Origin of the sequence: Nostoc sp. (assembly GCF_036917635.1) — a bacterium.
In the GTDB taxonomy this organism is placed as follows: Bacteria; Cyanobacteriota; Cyanobacteriia; order Cyanobacteriales; family Nostocaceae; genus Nostoc.
This window is the reverse complement of the sequence record NZ_JBALCW010000022.1, coordinates 48,257-63,954: the sequence shown is the minus strand read 5'-3', so window position 1 is coordinate 63,954 and position 15,698 is coordinate 48,257. Positions and strand designations below refer to the sequence as shown.

Annotated in this window: 16 protein-coding genes; 12 read left to right on the top strand and 4 right to left on the bottom strand. The window is 40.0% G+C overall.

The genetic code is table 11. The features are described 5' to 3' along the window. The first annotated feature begins 188 nt into the window (after positions 1–188). The 8 genes from V7K32_RS07180 (at position 189) to V7K32_RS07145 (ending at position 6,328) form a co-directional block, all read left to right on the top strand. Positions 189–1,427 carry a GNAT family N-acetyltransferase gene (locus V7K32_RS07180; RefSeq protein ID WP_334991626.1) on the top strand — a complete coding sequence of 413 codons (1,239 nt, stop codon included), beginning with the start codon at positions 189–191 and terminating at the stop codon, positions 1,425–1,427. A 2-nt stretch (positions 1,428–1,429) separates the two neighbouring features. Then, complete coding sequence (ruvX, locus tag V7K32_RS07175) at positions 1,430–1,915, top strand: Holliday junction resolvase RuvX (protein ID WP_334991624.1); 486 nt, start codon at positions 1,430–1,432, stop codon at positions 1,913–1,915. A gap of 148 nt (positions 1,916–2,063) precedes the next feature. After that, positions 2,064–2,636, top strand: coding sequence for a DUF3727 domain-containing protein (locus V7K32_RS07170; RefSeq protein ID WP_334991622.1), 573 nt, complete (start codon positions 2,064–2,066; stop codon positions 2,634–2,636). Positions 2,637–2,913: 277 nt separating this feature from the next. Beyond that, positions 2,914–3,525 (top strand): hypothetical protein, encoded by a 612-nt coding sequence (locus V7K32_RS07165; protein ID WP_334991620.1) that lies wholly within the window; start codon positions 2,914–2,916, stop codon positions 3,523–3,525. Positions 3,526–3,593: 68 nt separating this feature from the next. Beyond that, complete coding sequence (locus V7K32_RS07160; protein WP_334991618.1) at positions 3,594–4,133, top strand: YqeG family HAD IIIA-type phosphatase; 540 nt, start codon at positions 3,594–3,596, stop codon at positions 4,131–4,133. 257 nt (positions 4,134–4,390) lie between these two features. Beyond that, positions 4,391–5,500, top strand: coding sequence for a glutamate 5-kinase (gene proB / locus V7K32_RS07155; RefSeq protein WP_334991616.1), 1,110 nt, complete (start codon positions 4,391–4,393; stop codon positions 5,498–5,500). 52 nt (positions 5,501–5,552) lie between these two features. Beyond that, a complete protein-coding gene (locus tag V7K32_RS07150; protein ID WP_334991614.1) occupies positions 5,553–6,143 on the top strand; it encodes a Uma2 family endonuclease in 591 nt (196 codons plus the stop codon). Between the two features lie 62 nt (positions 6,144–6,205). Continuing rightward, on the top strand, positions 6,206–6,328 hold the full coding sequence (locus V7K32_RS07145; RefSeq protein ID WP_334991612.1) for a hypothetical protein: 123 nt from the start codon (positions 6,206–6,208) through the stop codon (positions 6,326–6,328). 43 nt (positions 6,329–6,371) lie between these two features. On the opposite strand, the gene V7K32_RS07140 is transcribed toward V7K32_RS07145, so the two are convergent. Beyond that, complete coding sequence (locus V7K32_RS07140; protein ID WP_334991610.1) at positions 6,372–6,854, bottom strand: nuclear transport factor 2 family protein; 483 nt, start codon at positions 6,852–6,854, stop codon at positions 6,372–6,374. 98 nt (positions 6,855–6,952) lie between these two features. Beyond that, on the bottom strand, positions 6,953–7,930 hold the full coding sequence (locus tag V7K32_RS07135) for an ROK family protein (protein WP_334991608.1): 978 nt from the start codon (positions 7,928–7,930) through the stop codon (positions 6,953–6,955). A 99-nt stretch (positions 7,931–8,029) separates the two neighbouring features. On the opposite strand from V7K32_RS07135, the gene V7K32_RS07130 reads away from it, so the two are divergent. Further along, positions 8,030–8,251, top strand: a complete 222-nt coding sequence (locus V7K32_RS07130; RefSeq protein WP_334879728.1) for a hypothetical protein — start codon at positions 8,030–8,032, stop codon at positions 8,249–8,251. A 17-nt stretch (positions 8,252–8,268) separates the two neighbouring features. Here the strand turns inward: V7K32_RS07130 and V7K32_RS07125 are convergent, their stop codons facing one another. Next, the gene (locus V7K32_RS07125) at positions 8,269–9,039 is read right to left on the bottom strand and encodes a Mut7-C RNAse domain-containing protein (protein WP_334991658.1); all 771 of its coding nucleotides are present in this window, start codon (positions 9,037–9,039) and stop codon (positions 8,269–8,271) included. A gap of 1,111 nt (positions 9,040–10,150) precedes the next feature. On the opposite strand from V7K32_RS07125, the gene V7K32_RS07120 reads away from it, so the two are divergent. Next, on the top strand, positions 10,151–11,128 hold the full coding sequence (locus tag V7K32_RS07120; RefSeq protein WP_334991606.1) for a sucrase ferredoxin: 978 nt from the start codon (positions 10,151–10,153) through the stop codon (positions 11,126–11,128). A gap of 159 nt (positions 11,129–11,287) precedes the next feature. Here the strand turns inward: V7K32_RS07120 and V7K32_RS07115 are convergent, their stop codons facing one another. After that, complete coding sequence (locus V7K32_RS07115; protein WP_334991604.1) at positions 11,288–12,877, bottom strand: helix-turn-helix domain-containing protein; 1,590 nt, start codon at positions 12,875–12,877, stop codon at positions 11,288–11,290. Between the two features lie 1,041 nt (positions 12,878–13,918). On the opposite strand from V7K32_RS07115, the gene fdxB reads away from it, so the two are divergent. Continuing rightward, positions 13,919–14,212 carry a ferredoxin III, nif-specific gene (fdxB, locus tag V7K32_RS07110; RefSeq protein WP_334991602.1) on the top strand — a complete coding sequence of 98 codons (294 nt, stop codon included), beginning with the start codon at positions 13,919–13,921 and terminating at the stop codon, positions 14,210–14,212. A gap of 470 nt (positions 14,213–14,682) precedes the next feature. Further along, positions 14,683–15,669: a cytochrome c oxidase subunit II gene (locus V7K32_RS07105; protein WP_334991600.1), complete on the top strand. Its 987-nt coding sequence runs from the start codon at positions 14,683–14,685 to the stop codon at positions 15,667–15,669. Positions 15,670–15,698: the final 29 nt, after the last annotated feature.

Genomic DNA, 15,698 nt, shown 5'->3' with positions numbered 1-15,698 from the left:
CAGATGTTGTTGGGTTAATGCCAATGGTATGCTCACAAGGTCTGCTTTTTCTGCTTTTTTTAAGTATTGAGTTACTAAAATCACCCTTTTGGCGCAATAGTAAGGGGCAAAAAGCAGTTAATATTATTTTATTGCAGCAGTTCCTTTGAAGAGCAGTTAATTAAGGCTAAATAGCGGCTCGAATAAAAATGACTTCATTACTTCCCAGAAACCTCAGCGTTGTTATCCGACCAGTCCAATACCGCGATCTGGACGGGATTGAGCGCATAACTCAAGAGTCATTCGCAGCCCTCACTCCCAAGGGAGCAGGTTTTGCCATCAGCCAGATGCTCATGCTGCGTCGCTGGTATGGATTACTCAAATTTTTGAGTTGGTTTCCTAACCCGCTACAGTATCGCCTCTGTGCCTACATAGCAGAGCAAGGGCGGATGCTTTTAGGGATGATTCAAGTGTCACCCTTTAACCGGACACGCAGCACTTGGCGCATCGATCAAGTGCTGTTAGAGCGTGGTGTCGATAAACAAGGAACTGGCTCGCAACTCTTGCGTCATTGCTTTGAATCGATTTTGGAAGCTCGGACTTGGTTACTGGAAGTTAATATCAATGATATAGAGGCGTTGGCACTATATCGGCAAAATGGATTCCAACGTCTGGCAGAAATGACGTACTGGGAAATTGGGCCAGAATTACTGGCTGAATTAGCGCAAGCAGAGCCAGACTTACCCAACCTTTTGCCAGTAAGTAATGCTGATGCCCAGTTGCTATATCAACTAGATACAGCATCGATGCCACCTTTGGTACGTCAAGTTTTTGACCGTAATACCCGCGACTTTAAAACCAGTTTGTTTGGCGCTTTAACTGATGCGGTAATGCAATGGGTGAGCAAAAGAGAAGTAGTGAGTGGTTACGTATTTGAACCGCAACGCAAAGCTGCGATCGGCTATTTTCAGGTGCAACTTGACCGTAAGGGTGAAGTTCCCCATGTTGCAACTTTGACAGTCCATCCTGCTTATACGTGGCTGTATCCAGAATTACTATCTCAACTGGCTCGAATTGCCCAAGATTTTCCCCAGCAAGGGTTACAACTCGCTTCCTCAGACTATCAGGCAGAGCGAGAAGAATATTTGGAGCGAATTGGGGCAAAACGCATAGAACATACATTAGTTATGTCTCGCTCTGTGTGGCACAAGCTACGAGAGTCTAAATTCGTCTCCTTAGAAGGAATTCAGTGGACTGATATGCTGCAAGGGTTACAGCCTGCACGTAAACCTATACCAGGTGGGATGTCATGGATACAACCACCAAAACTGCCATCCTCAGATAAACCACTGCAAAACTTGTCGGAACCGATTAACTTTTCGGTAAAAAATCCTAGCATGGAAGCATTGCCGATTTCTGAATCAGCGGATGCACAGCAGGAGAATTAATTGTGATATCCCAAGAGCAACCAAAACCGTCAAAACCGTTTATTTCAGCGTTGGGACTAGATTTTGGTCGCAAGCGGATTGGTGTGGCCGGGTGCGATCGCACGGGTTTAATTGCCACGGGAATTACTACAATTGAGCGCACATCTTTTGAGCAGGATGTCGAGCAAATCCGGCAAATAGTTAATGAACGCGAGGTGCAAATCCTAGTGATGGGCTTACCTTATTCGATGGATGGCTCACTAGGATTTCAGGCGCGTCAAGTTCAAAAATTTACTACAAGACTTGCTAAAGCACTGAATCTGCCTGTGGAATATATGGATGAGCGATTAACTTCATTTCAAGCAGAACAACTGCTGATAGCTGAAAACCGCTCCCCGTCACGCCATAAAGGTTTGATAGACCGGAAGGCAGCCGCTTTGATTTTACAACAATGGTTGGATGTTAAGCGTGCTAACTTCCGCAGTTCAGTTGCGGCTATTGAATATTGAATATTGATACCTTTTAACATGATATTCTGAAAACGATTAGCCAGCAGTTGTATCTCCGTATAAAGCTATTTGGTTGACATAATATATCATCAAATAGTTAAACGATTTTCAAAGTTGCTGGTATTTATTAAATTTCTACATTTCGGCTATGTTTTCCTCTCCATTCCCTGAAGAAAATGATAACGCTCATGCGGGTTCCATCACTTTAACCGATGACAAAGGGCGATCGCTCGAATGTTACATTGAGCATTCCCTCGAAGTCGATGAACAAGAATACGTTTTACTTCTTCCTGTAGACTCACCTGTAGAAATTTTTTCTTGGGAAGGTGACGGTGAGGAAGAAGAAGCGGTTCTGGTAGAAGATGACACCATTATTGAGCAAATTTTTGCCACTGCCCAAGCTGTACTATCTGAGCAGAACCTGATATTGAAAAATACAGCTTATGCTCTGACTGTTGCAGGTGATTTACCGCCCGTTGAAGAATCAGAACTCTTCACCTTAGAAATCGAAGACGAAGAAGCGGATTTAGAGCCGGAACAATTACAGCTACTCGCTAGCTTCTATGATGAAGATCAGGAGTATGCAATTTATACACCCCTCGATCCCCTGTTGTTTTTTGCACGGATAACTAAAACAGGTGAACCTGAATTACTCTCTCCAGAGGAGTTTCGCAAAGTGCAACCTCTGTTAGAGGAACATCTTTTTAATGAAGTGGAATAAAATTAAAAATTAAAAATGCAACATTTTCATTTTGAATTTTTTAATTGGGAATTTTGATTGTAATCAAAATCTACTTAAACCTTTTGCAATGTCCCATTAAATGTGAAAGCAATGAAACATTGACACTAGATTAGGACAATTAGTATTGTTTAAGATTCCGGGAAAAGCATTTTGGTAGGGATTTTTAATTCCATTATCCGTCTTGAAAAGTTTGCTACGGAGGGAAACCCTCCTTACAACTTTCCGCAAAATTCAAAATTGGGATGAGGTGCTGAAAATGGCTTATAGTGACTTTACATTAAGTAAATTTAAAAAGTCATTCAGCATCCACATTGATGAAGAAACTGATTTATGTGCCGACATAGAGCCTTTACAGCCAAGCGATAAACTGATACATTCTTTAGAAGAAACGACAGAACTAGCTTTAGCAATTAATACTGAAAAAGCTCGTTCAGAAATGATTATCACTCCGATTTTGTTGGAGGTAAGACGCAGGGCTAATTATCCAATTAGTTTATTTTCGGGAACAGATTTTAATGTAGATGTAGAAAAAGGTCTAAATGGCTATTGTGATTTTATCATCAGTCGTGCTAAAGAGCAATTAACAATTAACGTGCCTGTGGTGGTTATTATTGAAGCGAAAAATGAAAATATTAAAGGTGGATTAGGTCAATGTGCGGCGACAATGTTGGCAGCACAATTGTTTAATCAACAAGAAGGAAATGAAATTAGAAAAATTTATGGTGCGGTAACAACGGGGGATATTTGGAAGTTTTTGAAGTTAGAAGAAAACGATATATTTATTGATTTGAATAATTATTACATCAAAGAGATTGATAAGATTTTAGGGATTTTATCTCAAAGTGTTCAGGGAGATATTCCAGGATAGAGTTCGACTAACTAAACTATATTGAGTTATGCTCATTTGTCTGAGCTATTTAAATTTAACTGTTGACTATGGCCTGGAACAATCTTTTGCAGCCTGACTTGATTTTACAAGGTTCAGTGTTGAATCTAACACCAGATATTATCCAAAAATACGGGCTGAAAGGGCTGGTATTGGATGTAGATGAAACTTTGGTACCGTTTAGAGTAGGAATAGCTTCCCCAGAACTACAAGATTGGGTGGAGCAAATTCGCAGTTGTACTGCATTGTGTTTGGTGAGTAACAACCTGAGTGAAGCGCGAATTGGTGGAATTGCGCGATCGCTCAATTTACCTTACTATTTAGGTGCAGCCAAGCCTTCCCGACGCAAAATTAGGGCAGCACTTAGGGGAATGGATCTACCAGTTCATCAAGTGGGAATGGTAGGCGATCGCTTATTTACGGATGTTTTAGCAGGTAATCGCCTGGGGATGTTTACCATTCTAGTTGAACCGATTGTCCATGCAGACGCAGCCCTGCGCTCTCATCCTGTCCGCAACTTTGAAGTTTGGATATCTGAAATTCTGGGAGCCTCTATTACCCCCAAGAAAAGCAAGATTCGTAAAAGTTGACAAATCGTCAGGAAAGTAAATCTAAAGAAATGGTTAAAGAATCTTACTGGAATCCAAAAATCGGGGATCATAAGTATTAATAACATGGGGTCAACCAAAAAAGACCCTACAGCATACAAAACAAATATAAACCCGTAAAGCGTCAGCCTTCACTATAGAGGGATTGGCGCTTTACAAATTGAGTTAGGAGTTAGAAGTTATGAGTTATGAATTAAATTCAACTCCTAACTCCTCACTCCTAACTCCTCACTTTTTAGATGTCATTAACAATTGTTGTCAAAATCGGCACTTCTAGCCTAACCCAACCAGAAACGGGACAATTAGCACTTTCTACCATTGCTACCTTAGCGGAAACACTCTGTCATTTAAAAGGCCAGGGACACCGGGTGATTTTAGTTTCCTCTGGGGCTGTGGGAGTAGGTTGTGCGCGGTTAGGCTTAACTGAACGTCCCAAAGCGATCGCACTAAAACAGGCTGTAGCAGCAGTTGGACAAGGCAGGTTAATTCGGATATACGATGATTTATTTACTACCCTGCAACAGGCGATCGCTCAAGTATTATTAACTCGTAGTGACTTAGTACAGCGTAGCCGCTATCTCAACGCCTACAACACTTTTCAGGAACTATTAGGACTGGGAGTGATCCCTATAGTCAATGAAAATGATACCGTAGCGATAGACGAACTAAAATTTGGTGATAATGACACCCTTTCGGCATTAGTTGCTAGCCTTGTAGAAGCAGATTGGCTATTTTTGCTTACCGATGTCGATCGGTTATACTCAGCCGATCCGCGTTCCGTACCAGATGCGCGGCCGATCGCTTTAGTGAGTAGCATTAAAGAATTAACAGAATTACAAATACAAACAGGTTCCCAAGGTTCTCGGTGGGGTACTGGTGGGATGGTGACAAAAATTTCGGCTGCGAGAATTGCGATCGCGGCTGGAGTTCGTACTGTAATTACCCAAGGGAGATTTCCCCAGAATATCGAAAAAATTATTCAAGGTGAACTGATTGGGACGCATTTTGAACCGCAACCTGAACCAACTTCGGCGCGTAAACGTTGGATAGCTTACGGACTTTTACCTGCGGGAAAATTGTATTTAGATGAAGGTGCGATCGCAGCAATTTCTTTAGCGGGAAAATCGTTATTAGCAGCTGGAATTAAGCTAGTAGAAGGAGAGTTTCGCACACAAGACGCAGTACAATTGTGTGACAGCAACGGTAACGAAATTGCTAGAGGACTTGTGAATTACAACAGCAATGATCTGCAAAAGATTCGCGGCTGTCATTCGCGGGAAATTCCGACAATTTTAGGTTATGCGGGTGTGGAAACCGTGATTCATCGTGATAACTTGGTTTTGACTTAATATAGAAATAAGATAACTTTCGTGACTACTAACTGGGAGAGTAAGAAATATTATGACTCAAACGTTAGAAAATGCTATTAACTTACCAGAAGAACAACGTTTTTTTCGGCATGGATTCACTTGGGAACAGTTCAAAGCGATTCAAGCCAGCTTTGAAAATGTGCCAGGGGTGCGGCTGTTTTATTGTGATGGAGTCTTAGAAATAGTGACTATTGGTAAACCTCATGAGGTGATTAAGTGTTTAATTGCTGCACTGTTAATTACTTACTTTGAAGTCAAGGGTATTGAATTTTTCCCTAGTGGGAGTTTTAGTCAGATTATTCCCAATGTACTAGAATATCAAGCAGACTTATCTTATTGCTTTGGAACCGACAAATCTATACCAGACCTGTGTATTGAAGTGGTGATTACTAGCGGTAGTCCCATAAAGTTACAGAAGTACAAATTAATGGCAGTTCCAGAAGTTTGGTTTTGGGAAGATGGCACAATTGAAGTTTACTGCTTACGAGAACAAGAATATGAGAAAGTTGTTAAAAGTGAGTTATTCCCAGAATTAGATTTATCCCTGCTCAATCGTTGTCTTTTGTTATCTTCTCCCTTAGAAGCGATTAGAGAGTTTCGCCAGAGCATTCAGCCACAATAGTAGATTTAAACGCAATAATATGGGATGTTAGTTTTGTAATTGGTAGAGCAAAAAAAGCCTAAATGTTACTCTATTTACAACAAAAAACTTCTCAAAGTACTATTCTCAGCTTTAACTTGCGTTTAAGAGTGCAACCTGCGATCGCCAGAGGCGAGCGGTTACGACATCAGTTGATCAGGACATAACAAAAGTTTTCAGGCTTAATTTCCGTTTCGCAGCTATCTAGACTCAATGCCACGATGAGCTATTGCGGAGCGCACCATGCACTTGTGGATTGCCGCTTATGACCACCACTGTTTGCTTGACTGCATTGACTCGCCACTCTTGACCAACTCGAATCAACTGATGAAGATAGTTTCCTACCGTATCTAGCCGATTTTGTCCTGCTTCAAGGGTGGGAGCAACTCGATAAATGCAATACGCCGACTTGCAATAAGCTACATTTGCTTCGATCGTTACCTCATGATTCGTGCTGATATGCAAAGTTCGTAATTCTGCCAAGCCATCGATTCGTTGTTTTACATATTCTTCTGCGGTCACTAGCTGAGGTGGTTCACCTCGAAAGTCTGAGTAATCAATCTCAATTTCGTTTGCTAGATAGTCTCGTAATTTCTGCCAATTTTTTTCATCCATTGCGTTCGCAAAACCAACAATAACTTCTATGATTTTGCTTCGCTGAATAATCCAATCAATGTTTGATCTTTTATACATCGAGGATAAGCCTGAAATTTATTAGAGCAAAGTTAAAGCAGTCATTTGCAGATCAGTGAGAAATATGTTTCAAGAGCGTAAAAAGCTGCTTTTAACATTTACAAATTTGGGATGCTCCTTATAGAAGCGATCGCCACAGCCCCCCACAACGGCGTATCATCCCCCAACGTAGCCGGCACAATTTCAAAATCAACTTCCGGTAAAGCCGTCTCCCGCGCCACCTGACGCACCATCCGCCAAAAATCCTCCCCCGCCTTCGTCACACCGCCCCCCAACACAAAGCGCTGCGGATTCATCAAATTCGCCACATTGCCAATACCCACACCCAGCGCCCAAGCAGCCTTGTGCAAAACTTCCTTCGCCAATTCATCCCCAGCCGCCGCCGCCTCACTTACCAACTGTCCCGTCAACAACATTAAATCATCCCCCACCAAACCTCTCAAAACCTCTCCATCTCTGAGTCCTTGGCGCCTCTGCGGTTCGTTCTCCAAAATTTCCCTAACATTTTGCGCCATATAAGGCCCAGACGCCAAACGTTCCACACATCCCCGCTTCCCACACAAACAAACTGGCCCAGCAGGATCAACAACGATATGTCCAATTTCCCCAGCCATCCCACCAGCACCCCGCCAAGGCTGGCCATTGAGTATCCAACCACCACCCACGCCAGTGCTGACAGTTATATAAAACAGGCTATCGTATCCCTGTCCCGCACCAAAACGATGTTCACCCAAAGCAGCAACATTAGCATCATTATCTACACCAACACTCACGCCAAACTCCTCCTCCAACAACCCTTTGAGGGGAATATTTTCCCATCCAGCCACATGATGAGATAGTCGCACCATCCCCGTAGAAGCATCTACAGGGCCGCCAAAACTGACACCGATCGCAGCTGGTTTTGTGTCTTCTAGCAGAGAGTAAATAAGCGATCGCATAATTTCCAAGTCAGTGGTAGCATTTGCATTGGCTGGCGAGAGACGACGTTCATAACGCAACCACTTTCTAGAACCGACATTTACCGTTGCTGCCGCCAATTTAGTTCCGCCAAAATCGAGAGCTAAAATTAATGTCATAGTTTTTTATTTTTTATAATAAGTAGTTTATTTCTCAAGAAAGATGTTTGCAAGCAAAATAAATTCAACACTAAAGAAGACTGTATAATTTAGCAACTTATGACTCCCGATCAATCTAATCCACTTATCGATTTCTCTCACGCCAAAGAACCTCCTCGCTCTATTGATCTCGATAAAGCTCAAGAGGCAGATCCCATTGAACCAGAAGAAGTAACTGGAGAGAGTAAGCTAAACCCCACTCCTGATGATTTGAATAGCGGAGATGAAGATCCAAGAATCGGGGGTAGTCAAATAATTAGTGGTAATATTTCAGCTGGTTGAATATTGCCATTACTAACTTACTCATCTCTTTCTGAGTTGAGTACTTTGTCAATAAAATGTTGCAATCGTTCATAATGTGAACCTTTCCAATAAATGCGATGCCTACGGCGGTAAACTACGCAGTCTTGGCAACGCCGGAATTCATCAATCTGCGATCGCACTGTTTCTGGTAGCTTGTCAATGATAGATTGCTTATCTACAGGTTCTAATAATCCATTGCAGCGCAAACAGCGTTTAAATGGTGAGATTAATTTAAACAAGTCGTAGCGTCCTAGTACTTCTATGATTTGTTGTTGAGGGTTAATATTTCTAACGTAATACCCATACGTTACCAAACTACGCATTAATAAACCCTTATCACGAGTCAAGAGAATCCGCCCTTGGCTGTAGGATATTTCGGCTAATTTCGCATCCTCGTAATCATTGCGGTATAAAGTATCAAAACCTAAAAGCCGTAGAGATGTCGCAAGCTTCCCCAAATGGATATCTAAAACAAAGCGGATAATAGTGAGCGCTTCTGGCATAACCGAAACGCTTGGTATAATAGTAGACCTAGCAGAAATTGGATAAACATTGATAGTATCTCCATCCAAAACTATGTAAGAAAAATTTACATAGTTACCATTAACATTTATAAAATCAACTTCTGGATGAGGGACACCCAAAGATTCAATCATGTCCTTAATTGACGCTCTCTCCTCAAAAAAATGGGAGATTTTCACTTGCTGATGATGCCGTGGTAAAAAATAATTCAATTCTCCATGAAAATAGAAATGTGCGATCGCCATACTCAAAAATCTTGGAATTAATAGAGGCACACAACTGTACCGTTACTGCTAACAATTTGTCACAATTGCAAAACTTTATCTATTGTATTGAATGAATCAATACTTACTCAAGTCAGCTATCTCCACTCTTAAATAACCATTAACCTTGATTTAAGCAACCTTATAGAGGCGACAAACGGTAAAAGAATTAGAAAGATTCTTAAATACTTGCATTTATTATTGAGTTCAGTTACAGTCAAGGCAGAGGCATATAATCAAAGCCTGACATGAGCTTCAAAAAGTTAGATTAGGTAAAAGGGTAAATATATCAGATTTGTTAATGTTGATCTTAGTGACGCTACTAATAATTAGTCACTAGTTTTGATTGTTAACTTATCTCGCATGAAGTAAGGGGTACAAAGCATTTACCCCTGATTTAATTGTCTTTATTTTTTCTCAGCTAATTGATAATTATTCGCGATATGAGCGATAAATACAATAAAAAATTTTAAACCAGTATTGACTTACCAAAGTACTACCTATTTATCAGGCATTCTCGCATCTACTTTTAGGAATATGCTCAAACAAAAACAACATAAATTTATATCTTTATGTGTAAAAACAACAACTGTAACTAGCTATGTAAAAAATTTCAGCAAAACTTTAAATAATTATGTTGCTGCTAGCAATATTTTTGATTGTAATATCAGCTACATACATATTATAAGCAAGTTGATTGCCTGTTACTCTCCAAGTGATGTCTGACGACAAGCTGCTTTGCATCTACGCCCAAAATTAAACATATTTGATTTTAGGAAAGAAACCGAGTTCAGAAAAGCCGAGCTTCAGCAAGTGGAAATTTACAAGATACCAAATAACAATAAAACTAGATACAAAATTAACGCCGCGCATACGGAAAAATCTATTTTGATGCTGTTTATCTCTATTGTGGAAACTTTATTAACCGGAAAGACCTCGATCAGTAATGATGTTATAAAGTGGATACCTAGTTTTAACTGGGAAATGAATATTGTTCTTTTTTATCTCCTTTAGTCAAGGATATTGTAGCTAAGAACACAATTGTATTTTGTTATACCTTTTGTCCATAGAATACGCTAATGAGTACAGCGAGATGAATACTTTTTTTTGTTCTGACGATTCACAGCAAGCGGGAGAAGATGTTATTGGTAGCGCCACCAATTATCAAACTTATATTTTAGTTGAGTGTCCTTTACCTTGGACATCAGAAGCCTTTAATTCCAAATGGGTACCCCAGAATTTGAGGATTTTGGTAGAAGAAGTAAAGCGTGCTAAACTACCGATTAGATTTCTTTTAATTGCTAATGATGTATCACACAAGGTAAATCACACTACACTTCTGATTTATGAAAAAGAAGAGGGGCTAACTAATGGATACCATAAAAAAGAGTTTAAGCTAAGAAATATTGAACAAGTAGCAGCAGTTGTCCAAAAATGCTTATGGGGTATCAGTTCTAATTCTGAGATAGAAACTAGTACAACTAGAGATATTTTAGTTTGTACCCACGGTAGCCATGATAAATGTTGTGCCAGATATGGCGCTCCCTTTTACTTCAATGTTACAGCAAGGAACGCTGATTTGTGCTTGGATAATGTGCGAATTTGGAAATCATCGCACTTTGGCGGGCATCGGTTTGCACCAACAATTATAGACTTGCCACAAGGAAGATATTACGGTCGTATAGATATAGATTCATTTAGATCGATTTTGGCTCGGACTGGCGATATTCAATGCTTAAATAAAGTGTATCGAGGCTGGGGAATTCTGCCTGCTGCACTTCAGGTTTTGGAAAGAGAGCTAATGCTTTGCAATGGGTGGGATTGGTTTAATTACAAAGTTGCAGGCAAAATTTTAGAGCAAAGTTTAGATAATAATACTATTCTGGGTGAGCTAAGTTTTGAACAACCTTCTGGTTCTCTCTACACTTACCAGGCTAAACTTGTAAAAGATGAAACTAAGACTCAACAATTGAAGAGTTCATGCAATGCTACACGAGAGTTGGTAGTTACTAAATATGCTGTCGGTAGTCTTTGGGTTACTTCTAGTAAGGTGATGAGTTATAGTACTTAAAAGAGGAGAGTTTTTAAACGCAGAGGCACGCAAAGGGAAGCGCAGAGGTACGCAAAGTTTTACTGTATTTAGTATAATGCTGCACAAATTCGTCACAAAATCTCTGCGTTCCTTTGCGTTTCCCTCTGCGTGCCTTTGCGTTTGAATTCCGAATCAAGATTAAGTCATATTTAGCACTTTTCGTAAAAGTACTTGGTCTTCTAATTTGGCTTTTAAACGGCCATTTTCAATATCTCGAATCCAGCTTTGGCTTTTACCTGTAAGCTTTGCCAATTCTCTTTGGGAGAGATTCAAATTTTTTCGTGCTTGCAAAATCTGTTCACCCAGCAAATCGTTTGTAGCTTTAGGCTTCCTTTTGGCTTTAGCAGTTCTTGTTTTCTTTTTTTCCGATTCTGAGATTTGCTGTTCCCATTCTGGTGGGAGTTCAAAAGCCAAAATCCGCGCATTCATTAAGAGATTCCATTTACCACGGGGGCCTGTGTCTGTGAGGCGAGTTTCGGCACCACCGTCATTAGTCCAAAATTCTAATGCTTCATCTGGATCTTCTGGAAGATCAACTAATTTCGCCCATAAAGGTTGAATTTCTGGTGGGTAGGTAACTGGATCGAAAAGTGGTTTCATTCCATAGTGATTGAGAATTTCCAAGTCGCTTTCAAAAGTTCGCAGCAGACGTTTGCGTTCTTCCCGTTGTCTGGATGCAAGGGCGACTTTTTCTTCACCGTAAGCAATACGCAGCAAGGTAGGAATAGTAATGCGTTGTTCCTTGCCCATTTTGGTTTTAAACAGCAACCACAGCATTAATCGGACTGCGCCTTCATGTTGCTGCCAAATACTCATGACTGTAGTTAGCAGCGTTTTAGGGAGACTGCCGTATTGATAAAATGCGGTTCGCTCTTTACAGGCTTGTTTGTTTAAGAAATATTGCGCCCATAAACCTGCTTTGACTTTAAAAGTTAGCCCAATAAGATATTTGCATCCGAGATTGTCTTCTTGAAAGTGGTGCTGAATATCTACTAAGTGCCATAAGCGGCTGCTTCTAATAGAGAATCCGTTAATTCTACCTTGTTGAGGCCACTCAATGGAGATAATCAAAGAGCAAGCTTGCTGGACAAGATTTTTGATTAAAGCTAGTTTGGCAGCTTTACTTAAATCTTTGCGTTTCTCCATCCCTAAATATTTCTCAATTTGTCGCTCATCGATCGCAAATTCTTGCTCCCAAGGTTGCTCTAAAGCTGTAGCATAAGCTGCAAAAATTAGATGTATGCAAGCGGCTCTGATGTCAAGCCCCTCAATTGCTGCTAAATCTGTGGCCTTGTCGTTAACTTTAAATGGATCTTGGATGTGAAAAGCGATCGCACCTCGGCCTTGATTGATTTGTCGGCTGTAACTTATGTAACCCTCTTCATCCGTTTCCCAATGTAGCGATGTGCGTTGTGCTAATACATTACAAGCTTCCCAAATAGCGATCGCTGAAGCAAATGGATTATTCTTGCCGTTAGAAAACAAGTCTAAACTGCTAGCATCTCTCGGTTCTATTTTGCATCTCCCCTTTTTCGACTGCCAAGGAATCGGAGAATTTGTTGGACAAGCTATTACACATTGCGGTTCTGAATAATAGCCCTCACAATTATTACAAAGACCAGGATCAATCCAGTATTCATTGTCCTCTATTCTGATTGCACCCGTAGGACATTGGGGGCGGCAGTTGTCACATCCAACGCAACTGTTGTTAGGAATTGTATAAGGCATTTGGCTCTTTTCCCACTCTAATCGTTGAGATGTCTGGCTCAGGTCTCCCCTGGATGAGTCCTGTTTATTCATGACTCGCTAGCACATTATCTTTCTGGCGAGAATAATCTTTTCTCACCACACTCATTCCCCTCATCCATATTTTTAGTTCGCATCCAATTGGAAGCTATTTAAGGCTTTAATACCGAGCCGGATAAAACTTATTTATTAACTATACATTTCATAAAAATAATGATTAATTTGTTCGTGTTGAGCTTAAAAAAAATCTTAATGCTTATTTAAAATATAATTTAATGAGCATTTTTACTTTGACCATAAAGTATTTTTAGAAAACATTGACACCTGTTTTAATTGGATTTCATCTGATTTATTAATGATTTTAATATTTAATACACTACAATATTCTGCTATTAAGTTTACAGTTCCTTCATAATTAGCTTTACTTTATTGAGATAAAACAATAATCTATTTTGTCAACACTTATCTAAATATATTAATTAAAGAAAACTCAGAAATTGTTGGCTTTTAAAATACATATTGCATATATAAAAATGTAAGTCGTGAACATTTATTTTTGTATAAATCAATACTATTTGCATACATTTGTCTGCCTAATCATAAAAATATTTGAAAACTAATATCATCACTCTTATGGAGATAAGTAAATAGGCGTAATTAAATATAAGATCAAACCTCACCCTCAATCCCTCTCCTTAATAAGGAGAGCGAAGCCGGAGGCAGGGTGAGGTTTTATATTTAATTTGACCCACTTACTTAGTTGTATCTGCTGTAAATAATAATTATCCTTTTTTTCACCAACACACACTAGGAACTGGCTACTTTTTCCTCTTATGACTAGACAATTATTATCAATAAGTTAGTCTATATTTTTGAAATCTAAAATAATCTAATTTTGTGTTCAAAGTCATCGAAATTTGATGACTGAAAAGTAATTTTTGAATATAAAACAATAAAAGATTAGGATAATATGATGATTAAGGCATAAACAGATTTGCAGGCAAAATTGCCGAAGGATTATTCATGACACAACTAACCGGTTTGACATTTGGCGGTAAGGCTTGGACACCAAAATTCGCTCAAGAAATTGACAAAGATAAATGTATCGGCTGTGGCAGATGCGTTAAAGTATGCGGTTATAATGTGCTAGGTTTAAAGGCGCTCAATGAAGAAGGCGAATTTGTAGAAGATGAAGATGATGAAGAAATTGAACGGAAAGTAATGGCAGTTACTTCTCCAGAGAACTGTATTGGTTGTGAAGCTTGTTCACGGATTTGCCCCAAGAATTGCTACACGCATGTTGCATTAAACAACTAAGGTTTTTGAAGTTAGTAAAAATTGTTGTTCATTCAAGGAAGCACTGTTTGTATAAACCGCAAGGGCGCTAGGCAAGGTAACTTGAGGGGAATACTAAATATTTACTGGAACTAATAAAAAGTTCACAGTAAACAAATCCGTAAATCGCTAAATGTCAGATATTAACAAAATTAAACTTGCTGCTAATATAGCCTAATCAATATTAGGTCTAACAGTGTGCTCTTGGAACAACTAGCTTTTCTGGGAGCAGGGGGCTACCTTTTTCATAGGAGTTGAAATATAATTTGTAAGTTTATGGGGGAAAGATATGGAAAAAATCTGGAAGTTTCCCCCATTTTTTATGGCTGCACGTTAGAAAGTTAATAAGTGAAAAGGGAATGGAGAATGGGGAATAGATAAGAATGCCCAGCGCCTAAATACCTAATACCAGAAAATCACACCTTTAAAGACTGTTTACACAGGTAGCATGTATGCAACAAGTTCCTGTTTCACTATGGACTCTGGTTGCTGGGATAGTAGTTACAGCAATCAGCATTTGGATTGGTCAGAATCACACTCTGATGCCGGTGCAAGCATCGTTACAAGCGCCTTTGGTAGACGGGTTTTTCAGCGTCATGTTTACCATTGCGATCGCACTCTTCTTAGTGGTAGAAGGAACAATTGTAGTTTTTTTGATTCAGTTTCGTCGCCGTCGCGGTGACGATACCGATGGGGTGCCAATAGAAGGTAACTTGCCCTTAGAAGTCTTTTGGACAGCAATCCCAACAGTGATTGTCCTGCTTTTGGGCATCTACAGTGTAGATGTTTTTAACCGAATGGGAGGCTTTGAACCTGCGGGTCATCCTCATTCAGCAGCTCATATTGCTCATATACCGGGGAGTGCTATTGCAGCTACATTAAGCAATACTGAAGCAGCAACTGCCCCAACAATTGCCCCGACAATTGGCATTGGTGCGTCTCCTCAAACTCTAAACAAACCAGCCGACTTAGTTGTTGATGTCAAAGGTATACAGTACGCCTGGATATTTAACTACCCTGATAGTGGCATTACCTCTGGGGAATTGCACATACCCGTCGGTGCTGATGTACAACTCAACCTTTCAGCACAAGATGTAATTCACTCATTCTGGGTGCCAAACTTCCGCTTGAAACAAGATGCACTTCCTGGTATCCCTACCGAACTACGATTTGTCGCCACCAAACCAGGTACATATCCCGTAGTTTGTGCTGAATTGTGCGGTGGTTATCACGGTTCAATGCGGACACAGGTAATTGTCCACACACCAGAAGAATATAATAGCTGGCGGACAGAAAACCAGATTGCTCAACAGCACAACCTAAATCAAGTTGTTGCGGTTAATCCAGCCGACTTATCAACATCAGAGTTTCTTGCACCCCACACCCATGATATGGGAATTAGTGCAGCAACTCTAGAGTCATTGGTCATTAGTCATTAGTTATTGGTCATTGGTCATTGGTCATTGGT

Coding starts and splice junctions, on each gene's coding strand:
- V7K32_RS07180 (WP_334991626.1), top strand. CDS start 189: ATGACTTCATTACTTCCCAGAAACCTCAGCGTTGTTATCCGACCAGTC.
- V7K32_RS07170 (WP_334991622.1), top strand. CDS start 2,064: ATGTTTTCCTCTCCATTCCCTGAAGAAAATGATAACGCTCATGCGGGT.
- V7K32_RS07165 (WP_334991620.1), top strand. CDS start 2,914: ATGGCTTATAGTGACTTTACATTAAGTAAATTTAAAAAGTCATTCAGC.
- V7K32_RS07160 (WP_334991618.1), top strand. CDS start 3,594: ATGGCCTGGAACAATCTTTTGCAGCCTGACTTGATTTTACAAGGTTCA.
- proB (WP_334991616.1), top strand. CDS start 4,391: ATGTCATTAACAATTGTTGTCAAAATCGGCACTTCTAGCCTAACCCAA.
- V7K32_RS07150 (WP_334991614.1), top strand. CDS start 5,553: ATGACTCAAACGTTAGAAAATGCTATTAACTTACCAGAAGAACAACGT.
- V7K32_RS07145 (WP_334991612.1), top strand. CDS start 6,206: ATGTTACTCTATTTACAACAAAAAACTTCTCAAAGTACTATTCTCAGC.
- V7K32_RS07140 (WP_334991610.1), bottom strand. CDS start 6,854: ATGTATAAAAGATCAAACATTGATTGGATTATTCAGCGAAGCAAAATC.
- V7K32_RS07135 (WP_334991608.1), bottom strand. CDS start 7,930: ATGACATTAATTTTAGCTCTCGATTTTGGCGGAACTAAATTGGCGGCA.
- V7K32_RS07130 (WP_334879728.1), top strand. CDS start 8,030: ATGACTCCCGATCAATCTAATCCACTTATCGATTTCTCTCACGCCAAA.
- V7K32_RS07125 (WP_334991658.1), bottom strand. CDS start 9,039: ATGGCGATCGCACATTTCTATTTTCATGGAGAATTGAATTATTTTTTA.
- V7K32_RS07120 (WP_334991606.1), top strand. CDS start 10,151: ATGAATACTTTTTTTTGTTCTGACGATTCACAGCAAGCGGGAGAAGAT.
- V7K32_RS07115 (WP_334991604.1), bottom strand. CDS start 12,877: ATGCCTTATACAATTCCTAACAACAGTTGCGTTGGATGTGACAACTGC.
- fdxB (WP_334991602.1), top strand. CDS start 13,919: ATGACACAACTAACCGGTTTGACATTTGGCGGTAAGGCTTGGACACCA.
- V7K32_RS07105 (WP_334991600.1), top strand. CDS start 14,683: ATGCAACAAGTTCCTGTTTCACTATGGACTCTGGTTGCTGGGATAGTA.